The 24267-nt window shown below is 72.0% G+C and carries 22 protein-coding genes and 1 tRNA gene; 11 read left to right on the top strand and 12 right to left on the bottom strand.

Features of this window, described 5'->3' with window-relative positions:
- Positions 1 to 8: 8 nt before the first annotated feature.
- The 3 genes from ybaK to GCE65_RS08265 all read right to left on the bottom strand — a co-directional run bounded on the left by ybaK (position 9) and on the right by GCE65_RS08265 (position 2648).
- Positions 9 to 500, bottom strand: a complete 492-nt coding sequence (gene ybaK, locus GCE65_RS08255) for a Cys-tRNA(Pro) deacylase (RefSeq protein ID WP_153878047.1) — start codon at positions 498 to 500, stop codon at positions 9 to 11.
- 37 nt (positions 501 to 537) lie between these two features.
- A complete protein-coding gene (locus GCE65_RS08260) occupies positions 538 to 1911 on the bottom strand; it encodes an FAD-binding oxidoreductase (protein WP_194928640.1) in 1374 nt (457 codons plus the stop codon).
- A gap of 122 nt (positions 1912 to 2033) precedes the next feature.
- Positions 2034 to 2648: a GyrI-like domain-containing protein gene (locus GCE65_RS08265; RefSeq protein WP_153878049.1), complete on the bottom strand. Its 615-nt coding sequence runs from the start codon at positions 2646 to 2648 to the stop codon at positions 2034 to 2036.
- A gap of 103 nt (positions 2649 to 2751) precedes the next feature.
- Here GCE65_RS08265 and GCE65_RS08270 point away from each other — a divergent pair, with 103 nt between their 5' ends.
- Positions 2752 to 3477 (top strand): DNA alkylation repair protein, encoded by a 726-nt coding sequence (locus GCE65_RS08270; protein ID WP_228759843.1) that lies wholly within the window; start codon positions 2752 to 2754, stop codon positions 3475 to 3477.
- A gap of 33 nt (positions 3478 to 3510) precedes the next feature.
- On the opposite strand, the gene GCE65_RS08275 is transcribed toward GCE65_RS08270, so the two are convergent.
- The gene (locus GCE65_RS08275) at positions 3511 to 4779 is read right to left on the bottom strand and encodes an MFS transporter (RefSeq protein WP_194928641.1); all 1269 of its coding nucleotides are present in this window, start codon (positions 4777 to 4779) and stop codon (positions 3511 to 3513) included.
- A 42-nt stretch (positions 4780 to 4821) separates the two neighbouring features.
- Between GCE65_RS08275 and GCE65_RS08280 the strand changes: the two genes are divergently transcribed.
- Positions 4822 to 5508, top strand: coding sequence for a FadR/GntR family transcriptional regulator (locus GCE65_RS08280; protein WP_228759844.1), 687 nt, complete (start codon positions 4822 to 4824; stop codon positions 5506 to 5508).
- A 32-nt stretch (positions 5509 to 5540) separates the two neighbouring features.
- On the opposite strand, the gene GCE65_RS08285 is transcribed toward GCE65_RS08280, so the two are convergent.
- Positions 5541 to 6752 carry an exonuclease domain-containing protein gene (locus GCE65_RS08285; RefSeq protein WP_194928642.1) on the bottom strand — a complete coding sequence of 404 codons (1212 nt, stop codon included), beginning with the start codon at positions 6750 to 6752 and terminating at the stop codon, positions 5541 to 5543.
- Positions 6753 to 6855: 103 nt separating this feature from the next.
- A complete protein-coding gene (locus GCE65_RS08290; protein WP_153878053.1) occupies positions 6856 to 7524 on the bottom strand; it encodes a FadR/GntR family transcriptional regulator in 669 nt (222 codons plus the stop codon).
- A gap of 133 nt (positions 7525 to 7657) precedes the next feature.
- On the opposite strand from GCE65_RS08290, the gene GCE65_RS08295 reads away from it, so the two are divergent.
- The 3 genes from GCE65_RS08295 to GCE65_RS08305 all read left to right on the top strand — a co-directional run bounded on the left by GCE65_RS08295 (position 7658) and on the right by GCE65_RS08305 (position 11998).
- Positions 7658 to 8470, top strand: coding sequence for an ABC transporter ATP-binding protein (locus tag GCE65_RS08295; protein WP_228759845.1), 813 nt, complete (start codon positions 7658 to 7660; stop codon positions 8468 to 8470).
- 281 nt (positions 8471 to 8751) lie between these two features.
- On the top strand, positions 8752 to 10548 hold the full coding sequence (gene recQ, locus GCE65_RS08300) for a DNA helicase RecQ (RefSeq protein ID WP_153879195.1): 1797 nt from the start codon (positions 8752 to 8754) through the stop codon (positions 10546 to 10548).
- A gap of 160 nt (positions 10549 to 10708) precedes the next feature.
- On the top strand, positions 10709 to 11998 hold the full coding sequence (locus GCE65_RS08305) for an amidohydrolase family protein (RefSeq protein WP_194928643.1): 1290 nt from the start codon (positions 10709 to 10711) through the stop codon (positions 11996 to 11998).
- 27 nt (positions 11999 to 12025) lie between these two features.
- Here the strand turns inward: GCE65_RS08305 and GCE65_RS08310 are convergent.
- The 4 genes from GCE65_RS08310 to GCE65_RS08325 form a co-directional block, all read right to left on the bottom strand.
- Positions 12026 to 12099: transfer RNA gene (locus tag GCE65_RS08310), tRNA-Val, on the bottom strand.
- Positions 12100 to 12153: 54 nt separating this feature from the next.
- Positions 12154 to 12957: a glycerophosphodiester phosphodiesterase family protein gene (locus tag GCE65_RS08315; RefSeq protein WP_153878055.1), complete on the bottom strand. Its 804-nt coding sequence runs from the start codon at positions 12955 to 12957 to the stop codon at positions 12154 to 12156.
- 15 nt (positions 12958 to 12972) lie between these two features.
- On the bottom strand, positions 12973 to 13548 hold the full coding sequence (locus GCE65_RS08320) for a redoxin domain-containing protein (protein WP_228759846.1): 576 nt from the start codon (positions 13546 to 13548) through the stop codon (positions 12973 to 12975).
- Positions 13549 to 13551: 3 nt separating this feature from the next.
- Positions 13552 to 13980, bottom strand: coding sequence for a DUF3052 domain-containing protein (locus GCE65_RS08325; RefSeq protein ID WP_153878056.1), 429 nt, complete (start codon positions 13978 to 13980; stop codon positions 13552 to 13554).
- A 192-nt stretch (positions 13981 to 14172) separates the two neighbouring features.
- On the opposite strand from GCE65_RS08325, the gene aceE reads away from it, so the two are divergent.
- Together aceE and GCE65_RS08335 are read left to right on the top strand one after the other, a co-directional pair.
- Positions 14173 to 16974, top strand: coding sequence for a pyruvate dehydrogenase (acetyl-transferring), homodimeric type (aceE, locus tag GCE65_RS08330; RefSeq protein WP_153878057.1), 2802 nt, complete (start codon positions 14173 to 14175; stop codon positions 16972 to 16974).
- A gap of 103 nt (positions 16975 to 17077) precedes the next feature.
- Positions 17078 to 18265 carry a CdaR family transcriptional regulator gene (locus GCE65_RS08335; RefSeq protein ID WP_153878058.1) on the top strand — a complete coding sequence of 396 codons (1188 nt, stop codon included), beginning with the start codon at positions 17078 to 17080 and terminating at the stop codon, positions 18263 to 18265.
- A 3-nt stretch (positions 18266 to 18268) separates the two neighbouring features.
- On the opposite strand, the gene GCE65_RS08340 is transcribed toward GCE65_RS08335, so the two are convergent.
- Entirely contained in the window at positions 18269 to 19813 is a 1545-nt protein-coding gene (locus tag GCE65_RS08340) for a hypothetical protein (protein ID WP_153878059.1), read from the bottom strand.
- Positions 19814 to 20389: 576 nt separating this feature from the next.
- Here GCE65_RS08340 and GCE65_RS17055 point away from each other — a divergent pair.
- The 4 genes from GCE65_RS17055 to GCE65_RS08360 all read left to right on the top strand — a co-directional run bounded on the left by GCE65_RS17055 (position 20390) and on the right by GCE65_RS08360 (position 23668).
- Positions 20390 to 20977, top strand: a complete 588-nt coding sequence (locus GCE65_RS17055; RefSeq protein WP_370460087.1) for an ACP S-malonyltransferase — start codon at positions 20390 to 20392, stop codon at positions 20975 to 20977.
- Entirely contained in the window at positions 20974 to 22023 is a 1050-nt protein-coding gene (locus GCE65_RS08350; protein WP_153878060.1) for a beta-ketoacyl-ACP synthase 3, read from the top strand. The genes GCE65_RS17055 and GCE65_RS08350 overlap by 4 nt, the downstream gene beginning before the upstream one ends.
- A 66-nt stretch (positions 22024 to 22089) precedes the next feature.
- Positions 22090 to 22335 (top strand): acyl carrier protein, encoded by a 246-nt coding sequence (locus tag GCE65_RS08355; protein WP_152818623.1) that lies wholly within the window; start codon positions 22090 to 22092, stop codon positions 22333 to 22335.
- 97 nt (positions 22336 to 22432) lie between these two features.
- Positions 22433 to 23668, top strand: a complete 1236-nt coding sequence (locus tag GCE65_RS08360; protein WP_153878061.1) for a beta-ketoacyl synthase — start codon at positions 22433 to 22435, stop codon at positions 23666 to 23668.
- 93 nt (positions 23669 to 23761) lie between these two features.
- Here the strand turns inward: GCE65_RS08360 and GCE65_RS08365 are convergent, their stop codons facing one another.
- Positions 23762 to 24265, bottom strand: coding sequence for a DUF3145 domain-containing protein (locus GCE65_RS08365; RefSeq protein ID WP_152818619.1), 504 nt, complete (start codon positions 24263 to 24265; stop codon positions 23762 to 23764).
- Positions 24266 to 24267 lie beyond the last annotated feature (2 nt).

A 24267-nucleotide genomic window follows, 5' to 3' on the forward strand; every position in this document is an offset into this window, starting at 1 on the left:
AGCGGGATTCAGGACGACGCGATCGCGGCCCGCGTAGCGCGGGTGAGCGCTGCGAGGTCGGCCGGGGCGAGCTCGATGTCCAGGCCGCGCCGACCGCCCGAGACGAGCAGCGTCGTCCATCGGCCGGCGGAGGAGTCGAGGACGGTCGGCAGCGCGCGCCGCTGCCCGATCGGGGAGATGCCGCCGGCGACGTAGCCAGTGACGCGTTCGGCGTCGGCCACCGCGGCCATCGCGACCTTCTTCACCCCGAGGGCGGCGCCCATCGCCTTGAGGTCCAGGGTGGCGGACACGGGCACGATACCGACGGCGAGGCCGGAGCCGGCGTCGACGAGGAGGGTCTTGAACACCTGGGAGGGGTCTCGCCCGAGGGCGGCGGCCGCCTCGAGGCCGAAGGACGGCGCGGCGGGGTCGTGGTCGTAGGGGCGCTCGGTGAACGCGACGCCCGCGGCGAGCAGGGCGCGCACGGCCGGGGTCGACCCCGAGGTCGGCTTCTTGGGCACCGGCCCACCGTAGCGGGCGGGGCCGGTGGCGCCGCACTCAGGCGGCGGGATGCACGTTCTGGTTGAGCCGGAAGCAGTTCTCCGGATCCCACCGGGCCTTGATGCGGGCGAGTCGGACGTAGTCGTCGCGGAAGGTCGCCCGCACGGCGTCCTCGCCCTCCTCCTGGAAGCCGGCGAAGTTGAGGTAGCGGGAGCCGTCGGACTTCGGCGTGAGCGCGGCCACGAGCTCGCGGACCCAGTGGATGTTCGCCGGGTCGTCCGCGGCCGTGACCCAGTTGGCCTCCGGGTTGATCATGAAGGCGGCGTGCGAGCTGAGGGCGCCGTCGACCGGACCCGTCGCGGCGCCCGCGTTGTGCCAGAGGTCGATCGTGCTCAGGTCGGAGGGGGCGGATCGTCCGGCCTCGGCCAGCAGGTCGATCGTCTCCTCGTCGAGCGTCTCGAGGTTGACCGACTTCCAGTAGTAGCGGCCGCCGTCCGGGTAGTCCGCATCGAAGACCTGCTGGACGTCGACGTAGTCGGTCACGCCGCTTGCGTCGGCCAACGGGTCGCGGCTGAACTCCCGCAGCGGACTCAGGAGCGAGGCCCCCTCCCCCGGGTCGCCCACGTACAGGCCCGCGAACCCGACGAACGGCCATCCGGCGGTGCCCGCCGCGAAGCCCTCGCCCGCGTCCGGCACCCGGCCGAGGAACGCGAGGGTGCTCACCTCTCCGGGCGCGGCCCGGCAGAAGTCCCGGAACAGCCGCAGCCCGCGCCGGGCCCGGCCGGCGCGGGCGTCGTGGAACACGAAGAGGAAGTAGGCGCGCGGCCCCACGGGGTGGGCGCGGTAGGTGAAGGAGGTAACGACGCCGACGTTGCCTCCCGATCCACGCAGCGCCCACAGCAGCTCGGGGTTCTCGGTGGCGCTCGCCGTGACGGCCTCGGAGTCGGCCGTGACCATCTCGGCACGGACCAGGCTCGCGCAGCTGAGCCCGTACCTGTTGCGGATCCATCCGTAGCCGCCGCCGAGGGTCAGACCTGCGATTCCCGTTCGTGAGAACACGCCGCCGGGCACGGCCAGGCCCGCCGCCTGGGTCGCCGCGTCGACCTGGCCCCAGGTGGCGCCGCCCCCGGCGGTCACGAGACGCCGGTCCGGGTCGAATTCGAGACCGGTGAGCCGCGCGAGGTCGAGCACGAGCCCGTCGTCGACGGTGCCGTGGCCGGCCACGCTGTGTCCGCCGCCGCGGACCGCGAGGGGCCAGAGGTGCCGGCGGGCGATCTCGACGGCGAGGCGCACGTCGTCGACGGACCGGCACCGCACGACCGCGAGCGGGTAGCGGTCGATCACGCCGTTCCACACCGCCCGCGCCCGGGCGTACTCCGGGTCGTCGCGCGTGATGACGGCGTCGCGCAGCGACCTGGGGAAATCCGCCACCGCTGGATTCATCGTCGCGACCGCCCGCCGGAACTGGTGCGCCTGATTCGAGGAGGAAATGATACGCCCGCGCCCCGCGCGTGGCAATGCGGCTCCGCGCGCCGGCCGGCTCCCGATCGAGCCTATTCGACCGGCTGGCGCAGGATCGTGCGCCGGCGATCCGGGGCGGCCCGGCGCACATCGCTCAGATAGATCTCGTGGTGGACGCCGGTCGGGCGCAGGTCGTGGGCGGGCAGGAACTCGCAATGGAGCCGGCGGAGCACGCCGGCCTCGTCGTCGAAGGGGCCGACGTGCAGGGTCTGCACGCAGCGGCCCTCGTGGAGGTCCTCGAGGTGCAGGTCGGCGAGCCGAGGTCCGGCGCCCTTCGCGGCGGCCGCGGCCGTGGCGGCGTCGACGTCGTCCGGCCCGAGCCACTCGGGCACGAGCAGGAGCAGGCGCCAGTGCCAGCGGGACTTGTCGCGTGCGCTGGTGAAGGCCGCGATGTCGTCTGCCCACCACAGGCCCTCGAGCGGCGGTACGACATAGTCCCGGCCGGCGTCCCTACTTGCGAACTTGAGGCCGTACGCCACCGGGTAGAGGGTCTCGATCGCCGCGGTGAACGTGGGTGAGGTGTTCGGGTCACCGGCGCCGTCGACCGCGAGGTAGCGCCGGGGCGGCACGTCGAGCAGCCGGAACCGCCCGCTGCGGGCCCGGTAGGAGTCGAGGTCCTTCCTGACGTCGACCTTCGCCGCAGTCATGGGTGCCACCCTACGTGCGCCGGGCCGGCCCGGGTATCCCGCCGGCCGGCCCGGCTAGGCTCGCCGCCATGGCCGTACGAGGCAGCACGACGGGGAGGAATCGATGAGCTCGGGTGAATCGGCGGAGCGAAAGGCCGCGGTTGCGCCCGGTGCGATGACGGTCGACGACGTGATGGTCAAGCTGGAGGCGCTGGCGGATCCGAAGATCCTCGCGGTGAACAGGCGCCACGGCGACGACCACGCCGTCAACCTCACCCGGTTGCGGGAACTCGCGAAGCGGATCAAGGGCCGGCCCGAGCTCGCCCCGCAGTTGTGGGCGACCGGCGACAGCGCGGCCCGGCTCGTGGCCATCCTCATCAGCAGGCCGCGCACGTTCGACCGCAAGCGGCTCGACGCGTGGCTGCGAGCGGGCGGCTCCCCGAAGGTCCACGACTGGCTCGTCAACTACATCGTGAAGAAGAGCGGGCACGCCGAGGAGCTCCGCCTCGCCTGGTTCGACGACCCCGACCCCGTTGTCGCGAGCGCCGGCTGGGCGCTCACGTCCGAGCGGGTGGTCAAGGACCCGGACGGACTCGACCTGCCGAGGCTGCTCGACCGGATCGAGGACCAGATGGCCCGCGCCCCCGAGCGACTCCAGTGGGCGATGAACCACACGCTCGCCCAGATCGGCATCGAGGATGCCGGAGTGCGGGCCCGGGCGCTCGCGATCGGGGAGCGGCTCGGGGTCCTGCGCGACTATCCGACCCCTCCGAACTGCACCTCGCCCTACGCCCCGGTGTGGATCGCCGAGATGGTCCGGCGCCGGGAGGGGGCCAGTCGGCGCCGGTGAACGCAGGGGTCGCGGGGGCTGCCGGCCGGCTCGCTACGGCTGCGGCAACCGATCGGCATCCCGCGCCCGCACGCCGGGGAGCGAGTCCTCCACGAACCGCGGCCGGCATGCGAACCACCCGCCGATGAGGCTGGGCACGGCGCTCGCGGCGAGCACGAGGAGCGGGACCGTCCACGAACCCGTCGCCTCGCGCAGGAGTCCGAGCCCGAACGGCGCCACGGCCGCGAGCGCGTAGCCGACGCCCTGCACGAAGCCCGAGACGACCGAGGCGGACTGCGTCGTCCTGGTCCGGACGTTGATGAGGGTCATGCACAGCGGGAACGTGCTCACCCCGATCCCCAGGGCGCACATCCACAGCGGCGTTCCCACGAGCGGGGAGACGAGCAGCCCGACGTAGCCGGCCACGAGGAAGATCGAGCAGACGACGACCACCACGAACGGCCTGCGCAGCCGCACGGTCAGTTGGGGCACGACCAGCGCCGCGACCACTCCCCAGGCGGAGTAGAGCCCGACCATCGACCCGCCCAGCGCCGCGGTGCCGCCGGCGTGGGTGATCATGGCGGGCACCCAGGTGATGATCCCGTAGTTCGATACCGAGATCATCGCGAACAGGATCACCAGCCCCCACACGATCGCCGAGTTGCCCAGCCTCGGCCGGGCGGAGACGGACGCGGCCGGGGCGTCCCGGCGGGGGGTCGCACCGCCACGGCCGGGCAGCCTCGTCGTCACCACGAGCCAGGCGAGCCCGGCCAGGGCGATCGGCCCGACCCACATCCCGACCGAGAGCCGCCAACTCGTCGCCTGGGCGACCGGCACGGCGAGCAGCGGGGCGACGAACTGCCCGGTCTGCATGGAGATGAGGTAGAGGGAGGTCCACAGCGCGACCCGGCCCGGGAACCAGGCCTTGACCAGCGGCACGATGACGACGTTCGCCGCCCCGATCCCGGCGAGGGCGAGCACGGTCGAGGCCACGAGCGCGACCGGGGTCGACGAGTAGGTGCGCGCGACGAGCGCGAGGGCGGTCAGGGCCATCGCCACCGCGGCCGTCCGCTCGAGCCCGAACCTGCGCGTGACCACGGGCGCCAGGAAGCCGAAGACCCCGAAGGCCGCCGCCGGCACGGTGCCGAGCAGTCCCGCCACCAGTACGCCGTATCCGAGATCGGCGCCGATGATCTCGAGGAGTGGAGTGAACCCCGTCACCGCGGTCCGAAGGTTGACCGCCGTCAGAACGATCGCGAGACCCGCCAGGACGCCGAGGCGTCGCGTGCCCGCCGGGCGCTGCGATGAGGATTGGGGTGCCACGCTACACTCCACTACGAAGTCGACAAATGATGGGATGATGGGATGCCTGAGGACGATAACACGCCACGGCCGATGCATCGAGTCGGGCTGATCGATCAGGCCGCCTCGCTCTTCCGCGACGAGGTGCTCTCGGGCCGGTGGCCGGTCGGTGAGCGGATCCCGACCGAGGTCGAGCTCGTCGCGAGCTTCGGGATCGGCCGCAACACGGTCCGGGAGGGGCTGCAGTCGCTCGTGCATGCGGGCCTGCTGCGCCGGGAGCAGGGCCGCGGCACGTTCGTCATCTCCGATTCCGAACTCACCGGACCGCTGGAACGCGGGCTCGCCGGCGGCCGGCGGCGCGACTACCTGGAGCTGCGCCTCGCCCTCGACACGACGGCGGCATCGCTCGCGGCGGCACGGCGCACCGAGGCCGATATCGAGCGGCTGCGCGACCTGTGTGGGCGTCGGGAGGCGAGTTGGTCCACCGGCGACACCGATGTCCGCGCGGGTGCGGATCTCGCCCTCCATCGGGCCATCGTCGCGGCGACCCACAACCCGCTCTACCTCGAGCTGTACTCCAGCATGCTCGACGTCTTCGCCGGGCACATGCGCGAGGACGGCCCCGTGGGTTCGGGCGACGTCGACCGGGCGCATCGGGATCATCACGATCTGGTCGAGGCGATCGCAGACGGGGACGGACCCCGTGCCACCGGGCTCGTGGCGGCCATCTTCGACCCGTTCATGGCCTGAGGACCGGCTCACGTGGCCGTGCGGGATGAGAGCTAGGCGTGGAACGCGGCGAAGAGCCGCTCGAAGCCCTCCTCGGTCACGATGGGCAGTCCGTACCGCTTGGCCTTGGCGGCCTTGCCGCTGAGCGAATCGGGATCGGCGGCGACGACGACCTTCGTCGACTTCGTGACCCCGCCCGTGGTCAGGCCGGCCGCCAGGACGGCGTCGACCCACTCGTCGCGGCCGCGCCGCAGCTCACCGGTGAACACGACGCGGTCACCGCGCTCGAGCACGAAGCCGCCGCCCGACCGCTCGGTCCGGGCCCCCTCGGCCAGTGCCTCCTCGATCGAACGGGCCCCGAGCCCGAGGGCCGCCGCCACGGTTGCGAGGTCGGCGTGCTCCTGCGCCGTGACGACGCCGTCGGCCAGGGCCTCCTGGGCCACCGATCGCAGGTAGTCGCGGTGGAGGCGGGCGACCGTCTCGGGGCCGAGGCCGGCGGCACGCGCCACCTCGAATAGTTCACGCCCCTCGGTCACGGAGATCGTGCGGTCGAGGAGTGCGCGGTCCAGCGCCATGAGGTAGGACGCCTCGTCCTCGGGGGAACCGGGGATCCAGGCGGCAGCGAGCACGGACTCGAGCCACGAGCCCTCATTCTGCGCCGATGTGCCGCGGTGTGCGGGGGTGAAGGGAACCGATGCCCCGCGCGGGGCCGGCCAGACGAAGGCCGCTCCGGCCCGTCGATCCGTCTCCCACGCCCGATCGCCGTCGAGCCGGTGCGCCAGGTGCGCGACGAGTCGGGCGGTGGCGCGGGCATCGTCGAGGGCGCAGTGCGCGTTGGCGAGCTCGATGTCGAGGGCGTCGCAGCAGTGCGCGAGCTTGGCCGTCCCGAGCACCCGGCCCGCCCACTTCATCGAGCACAGGGCCGGCGGCCGGCCGGCGATCTCGTACCGGGCCCGGGCGAGTTCGGCGTGGAGGAAACGCATGTCGAACGAGGCGTTGTGCGCAACGACCGTGCGGCCCCGCAGCAGTTCGACCAGGTGATCGGCCACGTCACCGAAGTCCGGCGCGTCGACCACGTCGGCGGCACGGACGCCGTGGATACGCGTCGGGCCGAGGTCACGACGCGGGTTGAGCAGCGTCGTCCATTCGTGTTCGATGCGCCCGGACGGGGCGGCGAGCACGACCCCGACCTCGATCACGCGGTCGGTTCGTTCCGGCACGACCCCCGTCGTCTCGAAGTCGATCACAGCGAAACCGCTCGTCATGAGTCCATCCCTCCGATCACCGGCGATCCCCCCGGCGGGGCGCGCTTCGACGGTCCCGGCCATGGCGGAACCCTACCGGTACACGAGTGGACGAACGGAATGCCTACCGAAGCGCGTCCGCGAGGGAGACGAGATGGGCACGACTGAGCCGGCGCGCGGCCTCGGCGTCGCGCGCGGCGATCGCCTCGGTCAGGTCGGCGTGGGCGGCGTGGTCCGCGTCATCGGAGACGTGCCGGCCCATGCGCAGCATCTCGATCATCGCCCGGCGCAGCCTCGGCACGAACGCATCGAAGATCTCGAGCAGAACGGGGTTGTCGGCGGCGGCGACGACGGTGCGATGGAAGCGCATGTCGGCGTCCACGTACTCCTCGATGCCGCCGGGCCGATCCCGGCGTTCGGCGAGCGCGCGGCGGATCGCCCGGAGCGCGGCGGGTGTGCGCCGCTCGGCGGCGTGGGCGGCGGCCTCGGCCTCGATCGCGATGCGCGCCTCGATCACCGAGACGATCCCCGCCCGGCGCAGCACGGCGTCCCACTCCTCGCCCGTGTCGAGGGCGGTGACGAACACCCCCGCGCCCTGCCGCGCCTCGAGCACCCCCTGGCCCGCGAGCTGCCTGATCGCCTCGCGCACGGTCGAGCGTCCGACCCCGAGCTGTGGCCCGAGTGTCGTCTCCCCCGGCAGTCTGGCGCCGAGCGGCCACTCGCCGGCGCGGATCCGCTCGAGCAGGGCGGCGGCCGCCTGGTCCGCGAGCGAGACCCGCCTGATCTCGACCATCGATGACACCAATCTACTTGTCTGAGGAGTTGTGTAGAGTCTATCCCGTGTTCGGGTCGGCCCGTCGCCGCTCCGGCGACGTTCCGTGCCGGCACATCATCCCCGCTGCCGCCGAATTCGAAGGGTCTTGCGCGTGACCGACATCCTGTCGCTGCGAAACGTCGACGTCGTGCGAGGGGCACGCCGAATCCTCACCGACATCAACCTGACCGTCCACGCGGGTGAGCATTGGGCGCTCATCGGCCCGAACGGTGCCGGCAAGAGCACGATCCTCAGCCTGTGCGGGGCGCAGCAGCACCCCACGCGCGGCACCGTGCACGTCCTCGGGAGCCGGCTGGGCCGGGTGGAGATCCGCAAGCTGCGCGAAGCCATCGGACATGTCGATCCGCGCCACCCCCTACGGTCCGCGCTCACCGCCCGGGAGGTCGTGCTCACGGGGGCGACCGGCACGACCGAACTCATGCCCCGGTGGACACCCGGCCCGCCGGTGCGCGAACGAGCCGACCGGCTGATCGATGCGCTCGGACTGCACGCCGTCGCCGACGCCGACTGGACGACGATGTCACAGGGAGAGCGGGGCAGGACGCTCATCGCGAGGGCGCTGCTGACGAAGCCGGCCCTGCTCCTGCTCGACGAGCCGTCGACCGGCCTGGACGTCGCGGCCCGGGAGCAGTACCTGGAGACGGTCGACCGATTGCATCGCCTGCGTCCCGAGCTGGCCACCGTGCTCGTGACCCATCACCTCGAGGAACTGCCCGAGTCGACGACGCATGCGGCCCTGGTCAAGGACGGTCGCCTCGTCGCGGTGGGAGCGGCGCAGGACGTGTTGACGACGGAGCTGGTCACCGAGAGCTTCGACCATCCGATCCGGATCGAGCACCGCGATCGACGGTGGTACGCCCGCGCCATCCGAACGCCCGCGACGGCTCACCCCGACGCGATCTGACGGACGCCTCGCGCCCGCGGCACACATCGGGGTATCGCCTCGGCGGGTCCGTACCGGCTCCGCACAGCACCTAGCCTGGCAGGGTGAGCGAGACGTGGAACCCCGAGGACCCCTCCTGGCCGGAGCCGCCGCCCGAGGAGCCGGATAGCTGGGAGCCGCCCGAGGAGCCGGAGCTGTGGGAGCCGCCCGAGCCGCGGCGCGCCGAATCGGCGGCGCCGCCGAGCCAGCCGCGCCAGCCGAGCCAGCCGAGCCCGTCGGTCCCTGCCGCACCGGCCGCGGCCATGACTCCCCTCGAGGCGCTCACGACGATCTGGGGCTACGACTCGTTCCGAGGCCGGCAGGCGGAGATCATCGACGCCGTCGTCCGCGGCGAGGATGCCCTCGTGCTCATGCCCACCGGCGGCGGGAAGAGCCTGTGTTACCAGGTTCCGGCGCTCGTGCGGGAGGGAACGGGCGTCGTCATCAGTCCGCTCATCGCGCTCATGCACGACCAGGTGGACGCCCTCGCCCAACTCGGGGTGCGCGCGGCGTTCCTCAACTCGACCCAGAGCACGCCCGAGCGCCGGGAGGTCGAGCGGCGGTTGCTCGACGGCGAACTCGACCTGCTCTACCTCGCCCCCGAGCGGCTGGCCGCGGCGACCGCGCTGCTCGATCGCGCCCACATCTCGCTCTTCGCGATCGACGAGGCGCACTGCGTGGCCCAGTGGGGGCACGACTTCCGGCCGGACTACCTCGGCCTGACGATCCTGCACGAACGCTGGCCGCACGTGCCGCGGATCGCCCTGACCGCCACCGCCACGCGGGACACGCGCGAGGAGATCACCCGCAACCTCCGGCTCGACGGCGCCCGCGTGTTCGTCGCCGGCTTCGACCGGCCGAACATCCAGTACCGCATCGCCCCGAAGCAGGAGGCCCGGCGGGCGCTGCTGCGGCTCATCCGGGAGGAGCATCCTGGTGCCGCCGGGATCGTGTACTGCCTGAGCCGGGCCTCGGTCGAGCGCACCGCCGAGTGGCTCACCGGCGAGGGGATCACGGCGCTCCCCTACCATGCGGGCCTGCCCGCCGAGTTGCGCGCGCGCAACCAGGCGCGCTTCCTGCGCGAGGACGGCGTGGTCATGGTGGCCACGATCGCGTTCGGCATGGGCATCGACAAGCCGGACGTGAGGTTCGTGGCGCACCTCGACCTTCCCAAGAGCATCGAGGGCTACTACCAGGAGACCGGCCGCGCGGGCCGCGACGGGCTGCCCTCGACCGCGTGGCTCGCGTACGGGCTCGCGGACGTCGTCCAACAGCGCCGGATGATCTCAGGCGGCGAGGGCGACCGGCAGCGCAAGCGCGCCCAGACCCTCCACCTGGACGCGATGCTCGCCCTGTGCGAGACGGTCCAGTGCCGGCGCCGGCAGCTGCTGCGCTACTTCGGCGAGGAGAGCGAGGCGTGCGGCAACTGCGACACGTGCCTCGCCCCGCCGGAGACGGTCGACGGCACGGTGCCGGCACAGAAGCTGCTCTCGACGATCCTGCGGCTGCGCACCGAGCACGGGCAGAGCTTCGGCGCCGGGCACCTCGTGGACATCCTGCTCGGCCGGGAGACCGAGCGGGTGGTGCGGCTGCGCCACAACGACCTGTCGACGTTCGGGATCGGCACGGAGCTCGGCGAGCAGGACTGGCGCGGGGTCGTGCGCCAGCTGCTCGCGCACGGACTCATCGAGGTCCGCGGCGAATACGGGGTGCTTGCGCCGACCGAGGCCGCCGCACCGGTCCTGCGCGGGGAGCAGCCGGTGCGGCTGCGCCGGGAGCCCGAGCGGGTGCGGGCCACCCGCGCGCCGAAGACCAAGGCCGCCCCGGTGGAGCTGGACGAGCCGCAGCAGGAACTCTTCCAGGGTCTGCGCACCTGGCGGGCCGCGGTGGCGAAGGAACAGGGAGTGCCGGCCTACGTCGTCTTCAATGACGCGACGCTCGCGGGCATCGCCCGCGCACGGCCCGACTCGCTCGGAGCGCTGCGGCAGGTCTCCGGCGTCGGCGATGCGAAGCTCGAACGGTACGGCGAGGCGGTCCTCGGCGTGCTCGCGGGCGCATGACCCGACCCGCAGCCGGCGTTGGTGGCCGCCACCCCGAGACGCAGGTGGTCGAGTCGCGGCCGCCGGTAGGCTCGACGAAACGTTATACCGGCGTCTCGCTCAGCAGTTGAATCCTCCGTGCAGACGGCTCGAAATCCGCGAGTAGACAAGGTGGCCCGAATTGGACCAGGCACCAAGCATCCTGTTCCGCGACGTCCGCGTCTTCGACGGTGTGCAGCCTCGGTTGTCCGCCGCGCAGGACGTCCGGGTCGAGGCCGGGGTGATCGCGTCGATCACCGCATCCACCCGTCACGAGAGTACGGAGGGGACCGCCGGTTCTCCCCCGACCGACATCGTCATCGACGGGGCCGGGCGGACGTTGATGCCCGGGCTGATCGACATGCACACGCACCTGTCCTTCGCCGGTATCAGCCAGGTCACCGCCCTGACGGGGAATGTGTACTTCCTGGCCATCGCCGCGGCCGCGGGTGCCGAACAGACACTTCTTCGCGGATTCACCACCGTGCGCGATCTCGGCGGCCCGGTGTTCGGGATCAAGCAGGCGATCGATATGGGCCTGGCACGGGGGCCTCGGATCTTCCCCTCGGGGGCGTTCATCTCCCAGACCGGGGGGCACGGAGACTTCCGGCTGCCCTTCGAGGTGCCTCGTGGCTCCCACGGCCGGTTGAGCCACTCGGAGCTGCTCGGCGGTGCAGTCATCGCCGACGGGGTGCCGGAGGTCCTGCGCGGCGTGCGCGAGCAGTTGATGCTCGGGGCCAGCCAGATCAAGGTGATGAGCGGCGGTGGTGTCACCTCTGCCTATGACCCGCTGGACGTCACCCAATACACCGAGTCGGAGATGCGGGCCGCGGTCGAGGCAGCCGAGAACTGGGGCACCTACGTCACCGTGCACGCGTACACGGCGCGCGCGGTGCAGCAGGCGCTACGGGCGGGCGTCCGGTGCATCGAGCACGGTCAGCTGATCGACGACGAGACCGCCGCCCTCATGGCCGAGCACGGCGCCTGGTGGTGCCTCCAGCCATTCCTCGACGACGAGGACTCCACGCCGACCCAGGGCGCCAATCGGGTCAAGCAGCTGCAGGTGGCTGCCGGCACCGATACCGCCTTCGAGCTGGCCGGCAGGCATGGGATCAACGTCGCCTTCGGATCCGACGTCCTGTTCTCACCGGCGCTGTGGCGACGGCAGACGCACCGGCTGGCGAAGCTGGTCCGGTGGATGTCCGCGGCCGAGGTCCTGATCACGGCCACCTCGCGCAACGCCGAGCTCTTGGCCCTCTCCGGTCCGAGCAACCCCTACCCCGGCCGGCTGGGGGTCGTTGCCGAGGGGGCGCTGGCGGACCTGTTGCTCGTGGACGGCGATCCCCTGGTGGACATCGGCGTCATCACCACACCCGAGCAGACGATGCCCGTCATCCTCAAGGCCGGTGCGATCGTCAAGAACGACGGCTAGACGGGCAGTAGAACGACGAACTTGGAGTGGGCCCGGAGGGACTCGAACCCCCGACATCCACGGTGTAAACGTGGCGCTCTAACCAACTGAGCTACAGGCCCCGGCACCGGTGAAGCTTAGCAACGCCGCCGGGCCCGGGACCAATTCGGGCCGGCTCAGGCCGAATTCGGCCCGTGCCACTGGCCCCGGCTTCGCAGGACGTCCACGAGGGTGTCGGGGCGGTCGGTGACGATCCCGTCGACCCCGGCGTCGAGCAGCCGGCTCATCTCGGCGGGCTCGTCGATCGTCCACACGTGGACCGGCAGTCCGAGCAGGTGCGCCGCCCGCACGAAGGAGCCGGTCACGATCGTGGCCCCGCGGTGTCGCACGGGAACCTGCGTACAGACGGCGCCGCCCCGGCCCACGTAGTCGCGCCCGAGGCGCCCGCCGAACCTGAGCGCGCCGATCTCCCTCGGGGAGGTCGACGTGAGCGCCTGCGGCCGCGCGTGGCGCACGCGCAGGAGCCGCTCGTGAGAGAAGGCCGCGACGACGACCCGGTCCCAGGCGCCCGATCCCGCGCCGTCGATCGCCCCGATCGCCGCGTCGATCACGGCATCCGACTTGACGTCGACGTTGACCCAGGCGCCGGGGAACGCGTCGAGCACGTCCGCCAGCCGCGGGATCCCGTCGCCGCCGTCGAGGCGGATCGCATCGACCTGCGCGGCGGTCAGCGCCTCGAGGGGGCCGCTTCGGCCCGTCACCCGGCCGAGGTCGTCGTCGTGGAATACGAACGCCTCGCCGTCGCTGCTCGAGCGCACGTCGAGTTCGAGGTAAGTCACTCCCAGGTCGATGGCGGCCTCGAAGGAGGCGAGGGAGTTCTCCCTGCCGGCGTTCACTGCCATCGCCGCACCGCCCCGGTGGGCGATGGCCACGGGTGAGCCGGGCAGCAGGTCCCCGGGCCGGTGCGACCACCGATCCATGAAGGCGCCCACCCGTCAGTCCCGCCCCGGTCGAGCGAGTCCGGCCAGCGCGTCCGCATAGGCGCTCACCGGGCGCGGCAGGCCCGCGGGATGCACGAGCGACCAGCGCACGGTGCCCGCGGAATCGATGAGGAAGCTCGCCCGCTCGGCCCGCCCCGAGGTCTCGTCGAAGACCCCGAAGGCGTGCGCGATCCGCCCGTGCGGCCAGAAGTCCGACACGAGCTCGAACCCGAACCCGCGCTGCTCGCGCCACGCCCGCTGGCTCGCCATCGGATCGCAGCTGACCGCGAGCACCCGCAGCCCGGCGGTCCCCGCGCTCTCGGCGAACTCCGCGAGGGCGCCGCCGGGCTCGGCGGCGGCGGAGAGCTCACCCAGTTCGTCGCCGCAGACGCCGGTGAAGGCCAACGGGAAGAAGGCGAGCAGCGTCGTCCCCGCGCGCAGCGACGCCGAGGTGACCGCGGCGCCGTGGGTGTCGACACCGGCGAAGGCGGGCGCGGGCTCGCCCACGAGATGCCCGTGGATGGGCCCGGTGATCGGCCGGGTGATCGGCCGGGTGATCGGCCCGGTCGACGTGCAGGGACCTGCGGCCACGCCTCAGCGGCCCCGACCGCGGGCCGTGAACCGATGGGCGATCCAGTCGCCCGCGGGCACGATGGTGGTCGTGTTCATACCGGCGGTGGCCGCGGCCTCCTCGAGGTCGCCGGGGGGCACATGGCCGGCGCTGCCGGTCTTGGGCGTGAGCACCCACAGCAGGCCGCCGTCCTCGAGGGTGACGGTCGCATCCGTCACGAGGTCGGTCAGGTCGTGGGCGTCACCGTCGTCGCTGCGCCACCACAGCAGCGCGGCATCCGTCACGTCGTCGACGTCCTCGCCTGCCAGTTCCGATCCGGTCAATCGCTCGACCTCCTCGCGCAGGCCGAGGTCGACGTCGTCGTCGTAGCCGAACTCCTGCACAACGAAGCCCTCCTTGAAACCGAGTCGGGCGATGACGATCGCCGGGTCGGTCTCGGACTGAACTGCCACAATTCTCCTTCGTCTGGCGCACCGCTGGGGTGCCTGGGGTGTGTCGCCGGGACCGTCTGCGGTGCCCGGCTCGGGTCATCCATGATCCTACTTTGAGATCCTGTCAGCGACATCACAGGGGTCCACGTCTCATTCCGGTTCTTTTCTCCTGCGCCACGGACCACAATGGTCAACACGAGACCAAGCAGCGGTATGGGCCCGGACGGTCAACAGAGCACCGGCGCTCGACGCCCGAGAGGAGAACGTGACGTGACGTCTCAAGCGAAGCCACTGATCAACGGCCTGATCAGTCAGGTGCCCGACATCGACGCGGACGAGACCGCCGAGTGGATCGAGTCCCTCGACGGGCTCATCGACTCGCGCGGCGGTCCCCGTGCTCGGTACGTCCTGCTCAACCTGCTCCAACGGGCACGGGAGCGCAACGTCACGGTGCAGCAGCCCGTGACCAGTCCGTTCGTGAACACGATCAGCGTGCACGACGAGCCCTACTTCCCGGGCGACGAGGCCGTGGAGCGGCGCTACCGCGCCTATCTGCGCTGGAACTCGGCGGTCATGGTGACCCGGGCCCAGCGCCCCGGCATCTCCGTGGGGGGACACATCTCCTCCTACGCCTCCGTGGCCACCCTCTACGAGGTGGGCCTCAACCACTTCTTCCGCGGCAAGGATCACCCCGGCGGCGGCGACCAGGTCTACTTCCAGGGGCACGCCTCCCCCGGCATGTACGCCCGGGCCTTCCTCGAGGGGCGCCTGTCCGAGACGGACCTGGACGGCTTCCGCCAGGAGCTCTCCCGCCCCGCCGGCGGGCGGGGGCTGCCCTCCTATCCGCACCCGCACAACATGCCGGACTTCTGGGAGTTCCCCACGGTCTCGATGGGCCTCGGCCCGTCCTCGGCGATCTACCAGGCGTGGGTCAACCGGTTCATGCACGGCCGCGGCGTCAAGGACACGAGCCAGCAGCGCGTGTGGGCATTCCTCGGCGACGGCGAGATGGACGAGCCGGAGTCGCGCGGCATGCTCCAGCTCGCGGCCCAGCAGGAGCTCGACAACCTCACGTTCGTGGTCAACTGCAACCTGCAGCGCCTCGACGGCCCGGTGCGCGGCAACGGGCAGATCATCCAGGAGCTCGAGGGCTTCTTCCGCGGCGCCGGCTGGAACGTCATCAAGGTCGTGTGGGGCCGGGAATGGGATCCGCTGCTCGAGGGCGACAAGGACCGCGCGCTCGTCAACCTGATGACCAACACCCGCGACGGCGACTACCAGACCTACCGGGCCGAGGACGGCGCGTTCATCCGCGAGCACTTCTTCGGGCGCGACCCGCGCACCAAGGCGCTCGTCGAGAACATGAGTGACGACGAGATCTGGGCGCTCAAGCGTGGCGGGCACGACTATCGCAAGCTCTACGCCGCCTACAACGCGGCGGTCAACCACAAGGGCCAGCCGACGGTCATCCTCGCGCACACGATCAAGGGCTACGGCCTGGGGCCCTCCTTCGCGGCGCGCAACGCGACGCACCAGATGAAGAAGCTCCACAACGCCGACACGAAGCTGCTGCGGGACTCGCTGCGGATCCCGATCACCGACGAGCAGATCGACGCCGACGAGTACCTGCCCCCGTACTACCACCCGGGCGAGGACGCACCCGAGATCCAGTACATGCTCGAGCGCCGCCGCGCCCTGGGAGGATTCCTGCCGGAGCGCCGGAGCAAGTACACCCAGGTGAACCTCCCCGCGGACAAGGCCTACGACCGCCTCGCGAAGGGGTCGGGACACCAGGAGGTTGCCACCACCCAGGCCCTCGTGCAGCTGTTCAAGGACCTGCTGCGCGACAAGGACTTCGGCAAGCGGATCGTGCCGATCGTGCCGGACGAGGCCCGCACCTTCGGCCTCGACTCGATCTTCCCGAGCCTGAAGATCTTCAACACGACCGGCCAGCACTACCTCGCAGTGGACCGTGACCTGCTGCTGAGCTACAAGGAGTCGGAGGCGGGCGGATTCCTGCACACGGGGATCAACGAGGCCGGCTCGGCCTCGGCGTTCCAGGCCGTGGGCACCTCCTACGCCACGCACGGCGAGCCGCTCGTGCCGTTCTACTTCTACTACTCGATGTTCGGGTTCCAGCGCACCGGCGACCAGTTCTGGGCCGCCGGCGACCAGCTCACCCGCGGGTTCCTCATCGCGGCCACGGCCGGGCGCACCACGCTCACGGGTGAGGGCCTCCAGCACGCCGACGGGCACTCCCCCGTGCTCGCGGCGACGAACCGTGCGGTGATCTCCTACGACCCGGCCTACGGCTACGAGATCCGCCACATCGTCAAGGACGGGCTGCAGCGGATGTACGGCGAGGGCGAGGCCCGCGACCCGAACGTCATCTACTACCTGACGGTCTACAACGAGCCGATGGTCCAGCCCGCCGAGCCGGAGGACGTGGATGTCGACGGGATCCTGCGCGGGATCCACAAGTTGAGCACCAGCCAGGCGGACGGGCCCAAGGCCCAGCTGCTCGGCTCCGGCGTGTCGGTGCCGTGGGCCCTCGAGGCCCAGCAGCTCCTCGCCGACGACTGGGGCGTGAGCGCCGACGTCTGGTCGGTCACGAGCTGGACCGAACTGCGCCGCGACGGGCTCGACGCCGACCGGGAGGCCTTCGTCAACCCCGGTGGCGAGCGCCGCGAGGCCTACATCACCACGAAGCTCTCCGGGGCTCAGGGTCCGTTCGTGGCGACGACCGACTACGACCACATGGTTCCCGACCAGGTGCGCCAGTGGGTCCCGGGCGACTACTGGGTGCTCGGGGCCGACGGCTTCGGGTTCTCCGACACCCGCCCCGCCGTGCGTCGTCACTTCCTCATCGACACCCACTCGCTCGTGACCAAGACGCTCCAGGCGCTCGCGGCTCGCGGCGAGATCGACGCCGGCATCCCGGCCCAGGCGGTCGAGAAGTACCGGCTGCTCGACGTGAACGCCGGAACCACCGGTTCCGCGGGCGGCGACTCCTAGAGTCATCCGGGGACGAGTCCCCTCACGACGGCGGGTCACCCAGGTGACCCGCCGTTGTGCATTCTCCACAAATTCCCGTCGCGCGGGGCCCTATCCTGAACGGGTGAGCCCGCCCCCCGCCCCAGGCACGACCGGCCCCCTGCGCACCCCGCCCTCGCTCGAGCTCGTGCACCGGCTCCGGCAGGGCACGGACCTGCTCACCGGGGCCGCGCTGCGGCGCCTCGACGAGGACCTGCCCTGGTACCGGGGCCTCCCCGCCGAGGACCGTTCCTGGATCGGGCTCGTCGCCCAGGCCGGCATCAAGAGCTTCATCTCCTGGTACGAGAACAACGGCCAGGGCGCCTACAACGCCGCCGAGATCTTCCGCGCCGCTCCCCCGGAGCTCACCCGCTCCATCTCGCTCCAGCACACCCTCCAGCTCGTGCGCATCATCGTCGAGGTCGTCGAGGCGCACACGGCCTCGCTCGCGACCGGGCAGATGGAGCAGTCCCTCCGGGAGGCCGTGCTGCTCTACTCCCGCGAGGTGGCCTTCTCCGCGGCCGAGGTGTACGCCCGCGCCGCCGAATCGCGCGGGGCGTGGGACGCCCGGCTCGAGGCGCTCGTGGTCGATTCGCTCCTACGCGGCGATGCCGACGACTCCCTCCGCTCCCGGGTCTCGGCGCTCGGCTGGGCGGGCCGGGGCAACACGGTCGTCGTCGTCGGCAGCGTCGACGGACCCATGGACGACGTCCGCGCGGCCGAGTTCCGGCGCTCCGCCCGCCGTAGCGCCTCCGATGCGCTCGTGGGGATCCAGGGGGATCGGCTCGTCGTCGTGCTGGGCGGGGAGGGGAACCTGCGCGCGCAGGCCCAGACCCTCGTGCCGCACTTCGGCGCCGGGCCGGTGGTCATCGGCCCACAGGTGCGCGAGCTGGCCGACGCCTCCCGATCCGCCCGCTCCGCACTGCGCGGGCTGCGGGCGGTGCGGGCCTGGCCCACGGCCCCCCGGCCGGTGCTGGCCGACGAGCTCCTGCCCGAGCGGATGCTCATCGGCGACGAGGACGCGCACCGCACCCTGCTCTCCGACGTCTACGCGCCGCTCGTGGCGGCGGGCTCCTCCCTGCTCGAGACGCTCTCGGCGTACTTGAACGAGGGCCGTTCGGTCGAGGCGACGGCGCGGGGGCTGTTCGTGCACCCGAACACGGTGAGGTACCGGTTGCGGCGGATCTCGACGGTCACCGGGTGGGATCCGACCGACGCGCGGGAGGGCTTCGTGCTGCAGATCGCGATCGCGGTGGGCCGCCTGGCCGAGTAGGCGCTACCGGCCGGCAGCGGCCCGGGCGGCGTCGGCCGCGGGCACCCGCCGCGTTCCATAGACGAGCCGCCAGATCTCGTCGCGATGGGCCAGTGCCCACGCGCCGAACGCCTCCCCGTCGAGATCTCGCCACCACAGCATTCCGCTCGCCGGCACGTCCTCGTGGTCGCTCATTCCTGCACGGAACGTCTCCTCGTGCGCCAGGAAGTAGTCGCGCACGGTCTCCGCGGGCCGCGCCACGTCGGCCGCGGACGATGCGTGCATGAGGGGCACGAGGAACAGGAACATCTCCCGTCCCCCGGGCTCGACCGCCCAGTTGACGTCCTGGTACCAGCCCACGGCCATCCGGTCACTGTTGTCCTGGGCGGTGTAACCCTCGATCCGGCCGAGTGTGTCGAGGATCGCGGCGGTCATCTCCTTGACGTACATGAAGTAGCCCGTGAACGCCGCACCGCCGGTGCCCACCGCGAATCCCACCCCCGTCGTGGCGATATCGGTGAACGCGCTCGTCGTCGACGCCGCCTGGCGGGCCTCGGTCATTCCCGTCGGGGCGATGAGCGAGATCGACGACCCGATCACTCCCATCGCCTCCTTGACGTTTCCGGCGAGCGCCACGGTGCGGGAGAGCTCGCCGAGCATGCCGGCGAGGTCGAGTGCGGTGCCGGCGGCCGCTCCGACGCTCGCCCAGCGGCGCAGCCGGGTGTCGATGTCCGACAGCGACTGCGACGCCGCCACGATCGTGATCCGGGCGGAGGCGACCTCGCCCAGGGTGGCGGTCACTCGCGCGAGGCTGTCGGCGTCGCCGGCGCGGAAATAGGCGTGCTGGGCCTCCTGCAGCCGCGCCACCAGGTGCTCGAGTTCGGCGGCGGTCGCTCGCGCCTCGGCCGCCCGGGCGGCCAGCGCCCGGGCCTCGGGCCGTGCCGTCACGCGGAGCACCGCCAGCCGGTTGCCGGCGCGGACGAGCTCGGCATACATGTCCCGGGCGTCGACGGCATACGTCCCGGTGAGGAGTTCCTCCGCGCCCACACCCTGCCGCAACGAGGAGACGAACACGTCGAGCCGCCAACTCGCCTCCTCCACCTCGGCGGGGACCGGGATCCCCCGGCGGGCCGCGCCGGCTGCCTGGTAGTTCAGCAACCTGCCCCAGTCCTCCAGCGCGTCCGCCGCCTCGTGGCGGGTTCGAAGGACCCTCCCGCCGAGTTCGACGGGCGCCGCGGCACCGCCGCTCTCAACGCGCTGATCCCCCTGAGCGCCCTGTGCGTCCTGATCCCCCTGAGCACCCTGAGCACCCTGAGCACCCTGTGCGCCCTGTGCGAACCCACCGCCTCCGGGGCCCGGCACCGCCTGCGCGCCGATCCGCCGCATGAGCGTCGGGGCGGCGACGAGCCGGGAGACGGCGCGGTTGCCCGCGGCGCCCTGCAGTTCGAGCAGCCGGCTCCCCGGACCGCGCGTCGGCCTGGGACCGACCACGGAGCCGGTCACCGCGCCGGCACGACGATTCGGGCCGGCGCGGCCGCCGGCATCGGATGCGCTGCTGGACCTGGCCATCGTCGGACGCTACCCCCGAGGCAGGCCCCGCGCACGTGCTCGGGCCGTGCCCCGGGCGAACGTGCCCGAGAGGTTCCCGGGGCTGCCCGTAGGGGCCAGCGAGACCCACCTCACCGGGCTGATGCGACGCGGATCACCAATCGGGCGGGTTTTGTAGGTTTCGCACAACGCCAGTGGATAAGCTTGGTCCGTTCCAATTGCGAGAGCGGCACCCCGACTCGGGAAAGGTAGAGACCGTGATTGCCCTCCTCTGTCCCGGCCAAGGCTCCCAGACCCCCGGAATGCTCGAGCCGTGGCTCGAACTGCCCGGGGCCCGCGAGTTCCTGGGGACCCTCGGTGACGCCGCCCGAATCGACCTGCTCGGTCTCGGCACCACGGCCGACGCCGCCACGATCAAGGACACGGCGGTGGCCCAGCCACTCATCGTCGGCGCGTCCCTGCTGGCACTGCACCTGCTCGAGGGCGAGGTCGGGCCGGTCGCCGGCTGGGCGGGCCTGAGTGCCGGGCACTCGGTGGGCGAGTTCGCCGCCGTCGCCGCCGCCGGGATCCTCACCGCGGCCGAGGCGGTCGAGGCTCGTGGGCGTCCGCGGTCGCGCGATGGCCGCGGCCGCCGCCGCCGCGGACACCGGCATGGCGGCCGTCGTCGGCGGAGTCCCGGACGAGGTGACCGCCGCGATCGTCGCGGCCGGGCTGGTTCCGGCCAACGTCAACGGCGGCGGGCAGATCGTGGCCGCCGGTGCCCGCGCCGACCTCGAGGCCCTGGCGGCCGCATCGCCCGCCAAGGCGCGGGTCATCCCGCTCGCCGTCGCCGGGGCCTTCCACACCCGGTACATGGCCCCCGCCGTCCCGGACGTCGCCGCGGCCGCCGGAGCGCTCACCCCGGCCGAGCCCACGCTCACGGTGCTGAGCAACGCCACCGGCGCGCCCGTGCCCTCCGGCCCGCGCGCGCTCGAGTTGCTCGTCGACCAGATCACCCATCCCGTCCGGTGGGACCGGTGCCAGGAGACCATGGTCTCCCGCGGCGTGACCACGACGATCGAGCTCGCTCCCGGCGGGGTGCTCAGCGGGCTCGCCCGCCGGTCCATGCCGGGGGTCGCCACGATCGCGATCAAGAAGCCCGCCGATCTGGACTCCGCAATCGCCGCCATCAAGGAGAGCCGATGACCACCCTGCTCGGGGCCCCCACCACGACCGGATCCCGCATCGCCGCCATCGGCGGCTTCCGCGGTGAGAACCTCGTGACCAACGACGACATCGCCGGGCCGATCAACTCCTCCGACGAGTGGATCCGTCAGCGCACCGGCATCGTCACCCGCGCCCGGGCGGACCACGACACGACGATCGCCGACATGTCCACCGCCGCGGCCCAGGATGCACTCGCCAAGGCGGGCATCACCGGGGCCGACGTCGATGCGGTCATCGTCTCCACCGTGACCCACTTCGAGCAGACCCCGGCGCTGGCGACGATCGTCGCCGACCGGATCGGGGCCACCCCCGCCCCGGCCTTCGACCTGTCCGCGGCGTGCGCCGGCTACTGCTACGGCATCGCCCAGGCAGACGCGATGGTACGGGCCGGTCTGGCGCGCACGGTCGTCGTGGTCGGAGTGGAGAAGATGAGCGACTTCATCGACCCGACCGACCGCACCATCTCGTTCCTGCTCGGCGACGGCGCGGGAGCGGCGGTCGTGACCGCCTCGGACCAGACCGGCATCGGCCCGACCGTCTGGGGATCGGACGGCGGGCAGGCCGGCGTCATCTATCAGACCCGGTCGTGGCTCGACTACCGCCATGAGGAGCTGGGCGAGCCCGAGGAGGAGACGCCCGAACTCGCCGAGGAGGTCTCCCAGATGCGCACCCCGACGCTGCGCCAGCTGGGGCCGACCGTGTTCAAGTGGGTCATCTCGACCATCCCGGGCGTGGCACGCCAGGCCGTGGCGGCGGCCGGGTTGACCCTCGACGACATCGAGGTGTTCATCCCGCACCAGGCGAACATGCGCATCACCGATCAGCTCACCAAGCTCCTCAAGCTTCCCGACTCGGTCATCGTCGCCCGCGACATCGCCGAGACCGGGAATACCTCGGCGGCGTCCATCCCGCTCGCGACCGAACGGTTGCTGCGGGAGGGCACGGCCCCGAGCTGCGCCGTCGCCCTCCAGGTCGGCTTCGGCGCCGGACTGGCCTATGCCGGCCAGGTCGTCGTCCTCCCCTGAGGGCGCACCTCCCACCCGCACACCCCTAGGCTAGGAACCCCTAGCTACCCAAGAAACGGAGCCCCCATGGCCAGCAACGAGGAGATCCTCGCCGGTCTCGCCGAGATCGTGAACGAAGAGACCGGTCTGCCCACCGACGCGGTGCAGCTCGACAAGTCCTTCACCGACGACCTGGACATCGACTCGCTGTCGATGATGACGATCGTCACCCTGGCGGAGGAGAAGTTCGAGGTGCGCATCCCCGACGAAGAGGTTCAGAACCTCACGACCGTCGGCGACGCCGTCAACTACATCGCCCAGGCGCAGGCCTGATTCCTGCCCCCGTGGCTCCGGTCCTCGGAGGGCGCACCGTTTCGGTGCGTCCTCCGGTGACCGGCCCGCTCCCGGAACGAACGAAGAAGGCCGTCTCATGAGTGACCATGTACCCGTCGTAGTCACGGGCCTCGGTGTGACCTCCCCGCTGGGTGGGGACGTCCCCACCACCTGGTCGGCCGCCCTCGCGGGCACCTCCGGCGTGGCGACCATGACCCACGAGTGGGTCGAGAAGTACGACCTGCCGGTGACCTTCGCGGGCGAGCTCGCCGTGCCCGCGGCCGACGTGCTCCCGCTGCCGCAGCGCAAGCGGATGGATCCCAGCGCGCAGTTCGCCGTCATCGCCGCCCGTGAGGCGTGGGCCGATGCCGGCTCCCCCGACGTTCCCGGTGAGCGGATCGGCTCCGTCATCGCCTCGGGGATCGGCGGGGTGTGGACCCTGCTCAGCTCCTGGGACACCCTGAAGGAGAGCGGGGCACGCCGGGTGCTGCCGCTCACCGTGCCCATGCTCATGCCGAACTCGCCGGCCGCCTACGTCTCCCTCGAGGTCGGGGCCAAGGCCGGCGCGCACACGCCCGTCTCCGCCTGCGCCTCGGGCGCCGAGGCGATCGGCTATGGGATCGAGATGATCCGCTCGGGCCGGGCCGACGTCGTCGTCGCGGGCGGCACGGAGGCGGCCATCCACGCGCTCCCGCTCGCGGCCTTCGCGAAGATGCAGGCGCTCTCGACCCGCAACGACGACCCACAGGCCGCCTCGCGGCCCTACGACACCGAGCGCGACGGGTTCGTGCTCGGTGAGGGCGCCGGGGTGCTCGTGCTCGAGCGGGAGGACCATGCGCTGGCCCGTGGGGCCACGATCTACGCCCGGCTCAGCGGCGTCGGGCTCAGCTCCGACGCCTACGCGATCGCCCCGCCGGACCCGACGGGTGCCGGTCAGGAGACCGCGATCCGGCTCGCGCTCGAGGACGCCGGGCTCACCGCCGGCGACATCGCGCACGTGAACGCCCACGCCACCTCCACCCCCGTCGGCGACGGGATCGAGGCGGCGGCGATCGCGCGTGCCATCGGGGATCAGGCGGTGGTCTCGGCCACGAAGTCGATGACGGGCCACCTGCTCGGCGGCGCCGGGGCACTCGAGGCGATCTTCACGGTGCTCGCGCTGCGGGACCGGCTCGCGCCCCCGACGATCAACGTCGACTCCCCCGAGCCCGACCTGCCGATCGACCTCGTGCGCGACGCGCCCCGGGAGCTGCCGGCCGGCGATATCGCCGCGATCAACAACGCCTTCGGGTTCGGCGGGCACAACGTGGCCCTCGTGGCCACGAGCGTCTGAGGCCCGCGCGCCGCGCGGATACGGCAGTGGCGGGGAGCTCACCGGCTCCCCGCCACACGTATATCCGCCCCTCGGCCGCCCCTCGGCCGACCCTCAGCCGACCCGGTGCAGCCAGCGCACCGGTACCCCGGCACCGGCGTACCGGAAGGGTTCGAGTTCGTCGTCCCACGCCTGGCCCAGGGCGAGGTCGAGCTGCTGGCGCATGCGCACGGGATCGTGCGCATGGTCCATCGCCGAGCGGATCCGATCCTCCGGCACGACCGTGTTGCCGTGGGCGTCCACCTGGCCGTGGAAGATGCCCAGGTCGGGGGTGTGGCTCCAGCGGGAGCCGTCGGTGCCGCGGCTCGGCTCCTCCGTGACCTCGTAACGCAGGTGATTCCAGCCGCGCAGTGCCGAGGCGAGGTGGGCACCGGTGCCCGCCGGTCCGACCCACGAGATCTCCGTGCGATACATGCTGGGCGCGGCCGGCTGCTCGGTCCATTCCGCGAGCACCTGCGCCGTGGGCAGCACGTTTCCGATCGCCCACTCGACGTGGGGGCACAGGGCACGTGGCGCCGAGTGCACGAAAATCACCCCACGGGTGATCACACCAGACATCA

Source organism: Pseudactinotalea sp. HY158 (genome assembly GCF_009660225.1).
In the GTDB taxonomy this organism is placed as follows: Bacteria; Actinomycetota; Actinomycetes; order Actinomycetales; family Beutenbergiaceae; genus HY158.

Coding starts and splice junctions, on each gene's coding strand:
- GCE65_RS08265 (WP_153878049.1), bottom strand. CDS start 2,648: ATGACTGCGGCGAAGGTCGACGTCAGGAAGGACCTCGACTCCTACCGG.
- GCE65_RS08270 (WP_228759843.1), top strand. CDS start 2,752: ATGAGCTCGGGTGAATCGGCGGAGCGAAAGGCCGCGGTTGCGCCCGGT.
- GCE65_RS08280 (WP_228759844.1), top strand. CDS start 4,822: ATGCCTGAGGACGATAACACGCCACGGCCGATGCATCGAGTCGGGCTG.
- GCE65_RS08285 (WP_194928642.1), bottom strand. CDS start 6,752: ATGACGAGCGGTTTCGCTGTGATCGACTTCGAGACGACGGGGGTCGTG.
- GCE65_RS08290 (WP_153878053.1), bottom strand. CDS start 7,524: ATGGTCGAGATCAGGCGGGTCTCGCTCGCGGACCAGGCGGCCGCCGCC.
- recQ (WP_153879195.1), top strand. CDS start 8,752: ATGACTCCCCTCGAGGCGCTCACGACGATCTGGGGCTACGACTCGTTC.
- GCE65_RS08315 (WP_153878055.1), bottom strand. CDS start 12,957: ATGGATCGGTGGTCGCACCGGCCCGGGGACCTGCTGCCCGGCTCACCC.
- aceE (WP_153878057.1), top strand. CDS start 14,173: ATGGGCCCGGACGGTCAACAGAGCACCGGCGCTCGACGCCCGAGAGGA.
- GCE65_RS08340 (WP_153878059.1), bottom strand. CDS start 19,813: ATGGCCAGGTCCAGCAGCGCATCCGATGCCGGCGGCCGCGCCGGCCCG.
- GCE65_RS08350 (WP_153878060.1), top strand. CDS start 20,974: ATGACCACCCTGCTCGGGGCCCCCACCACGACCGGATCCCGCATCGCC.
- GCE65_RS08355 (WP_152818623.1), top strand. CDS start 22,090: ATGGCCAGCAACGAGGAGATCCTCGCCGGTCTCGCCGAGATCGTGAAC.
- GCE65_RS08360 (WP_153878061.1), top strand. CDS start 22,433: ATGAGTGACCATGTACCCGTCGTAGTCACGGGCCTCGGTGTGACCTCC.
- GCE65_RS08365 (WP_152818619.1), bottom strand. CDS start 24,265: ATGTCTGGTGTGATCACCCGTGGGGTGATTTTCGTGCACTCGGCGCCA.